2 protein-coding genes are annotated in these 1,886 nt (G+C 40.8%); both read right to left on the reverse strand.

Features of this window, described 5'->3' with window-relative positions; translation table 11 throughout:
* Positions 1 to 174: 174 nt before the first annotated feature.
* Positions 175 to 855, reverse strand: a complete 681-nt coding sequence (locus tag B4C08_RS05205; protein ID WP_296663725.1) for an MgtC/SapB family protein — start codon at positions 853 to 855, stop codon at positions 175 to 177.
* Between the two features lie 12 nt (positions 856 to 867).
* A complete protein-coding gene (locus tag B4C08_RS05210) occupies positions 868 to 1,671 on the reverse strand; it encodes a hypothetical protein (protein WP_295799183.1) in 804 nt (267 codons plus the stop codon).
* Positions 1,672 to 1,886: the final 215 nt, after the last annotated feature.

The raw sequence follows: 1,886 nt of genomic DNA on the forward strand, positions 1-1,886 counted from the left end.
AAACTTCAGTTTTAGGATTGACTTATCTGATTTTATTTTATAGTTAATCTTATGCAATTTCAACGATTATTGAAGGAATACTTCCTAACTGCCTGAGTAAGTATTCCTAAGGCTCTTAGGAAGTATCGCTTAGGGCTTTAGGAAGTATTCCTCAGCCTCTTAGGAAGTATTCCTTCAGTCTGTTATTGAAAATTCACTTAAATTTCCAAGTTCTTCAAGAGATTTTATCAGCTCGGAAAAATCATATTCTGTGGGCGACTTTACAAGGTAGTGCAGAATTATCTGCTTTGTTTTTATAATGCGGCTCATGTTCATGTCTGCCACAATCAATCCGTGCGCAGTTATTGTCTTGCGCAGTTTTTCCATGTCCAAAGAGTCGTTTTCAAAGCATAAATGAAGGCTTTTTGTTTTTTCAGCCGGAAACCATTTTGTTTCAAGCTTTTCAAGACGCATAAGAAGAAACAGAACCATTGCAAGTGCGATTCCCACTTGAATGTAAAGTCCTGCTCCGATTGCAAGCCCGAATGCTGATGCAGTCCAGATTATCGCCGCGGAAGTAAGGCCTTTTATGTTCAGCCCTTGCTTCATTATTGCTCCACCGCCAAGAAAACCGATTCCGCTTACAACTCCTGCCGCAATTCTTGTGGGATCTCCTTTTGCAGCTGCAATAAAGCCTTCCGCCTTTGCCATATAAACAGAAAGAATCGAAAGCAATGTTGAAGAAACGCAGATTAGAATCAAAGTTCTCATTCCGATTACCTGATTATGGCTTTTGCGCTCAAGTCCAAGGAGTCCGCCGCACACAGCGCCTGCGACAACTTTTATAATGCTTTCTGTTAAAAAATCAAGTTCCATCTATTAATATGCTTACCTTTTAAAGAATTTGAATCCGCTTGAAGGCTTTGCTCCCGGTTTTACCCACTGAGCTTTTTTGCCTGATTTTGAAGCGTCCATTGAGTTTAAATATGTGCATAGCCATCTGCCAGTTTCGTCATCGCGCCGGAATCCTTCCATTGAATTATCTCCGCGGATTAAAACAATATTTACAAAAATTGAATCGTTGCAAACTGCCGCAAGGTTTTCTGCAAACGAAGCGAATGCGGCTTTTCCTGCTGAAACCAAAGGGGAAGCAATTGCGCTAAGTCCATCTTTTAATGCCGGGGAATGAAGCACGTCTATTCTTGAAGGAGTTTCCTTTAAAAGGAAGACAAGTGTTCCGGGGCCTTCTGAGGCTTCTCTTTTTTGAAAAGTCGAAAGTATTTCCAGCGCAAGATACTGGTAGCCTGCAATCATTTCATCGCAGCCACGCGCAATTTCCTCGCTGTCCATTTTTTCAGCCTTGGAAGCAAACCATTCCTCGTCAAAGTAAAGAACTGCTTCGTCCATTCTGTTGAATATTGTGAGCGTTTGAAGCACAAGCGAGCGTGCCGAAAGCGGAGACGATTTGTTCCATTCAATTGTGCAGATTCCGGATTTTGCCTCAAGGTTTTTTTCTTCTTCGTAAGCTGCCTGATTTGCCTTGCGTTCTGCAATTGTAAGTTTTTTTACAGGCTGAACTTCATCTGTCTGCGGACCTGTTATTATTATATTTCTGCCAGAAAAAGCAACTCCGTCCGTAAAGCTTCCTGCGTCCGGCATATTTTTTCCAGCAATAAGAATCGTTTTTTCCATGCGCAGATTATAGCATAAAAAGTAAGAATAAATAAAGGTTGAAATTAAACCTACTGTTTTTTATTTTTAGCACGTTCGTTAAGAAAGAATAAACTTTGATTCATGCGAAGTGTGCATGCAATACCCAATTCCGCAAAGACTATAAAAAGAAAATATGATACAATCACGGCCAAGGTAACCAAAGATGACATCTGAGAATAGAACGCTTACGCCGG

Source organism: Treponema sp. UBA753 (assembly GCF_002297325.1).
In the GTDB taxonomy this organism is placed as follows: domain Bacteria; phylum Spirochaetota; class Spirochaetia; order Treponematales; family Treponemataceae; genus Treponema_D.

Bases quoted from the DNA above. Each gene is read 5' to 3' on its own strand.
- B4C08_RS05205 (WP_296663725.1), bottom strand. From the start codon at position 855: ATGGAACTTGATTTTTTAACAGAAAGCATTATAAAAGTTGTCGCAGGC.
- B4C08_RS05210 (WP_295799183.1), bottom strand. From the start codon at position 1,671: ATGGAAAAAACGATTCTTATTGCTGGAAAAAATATGCCGGACGCAGGA.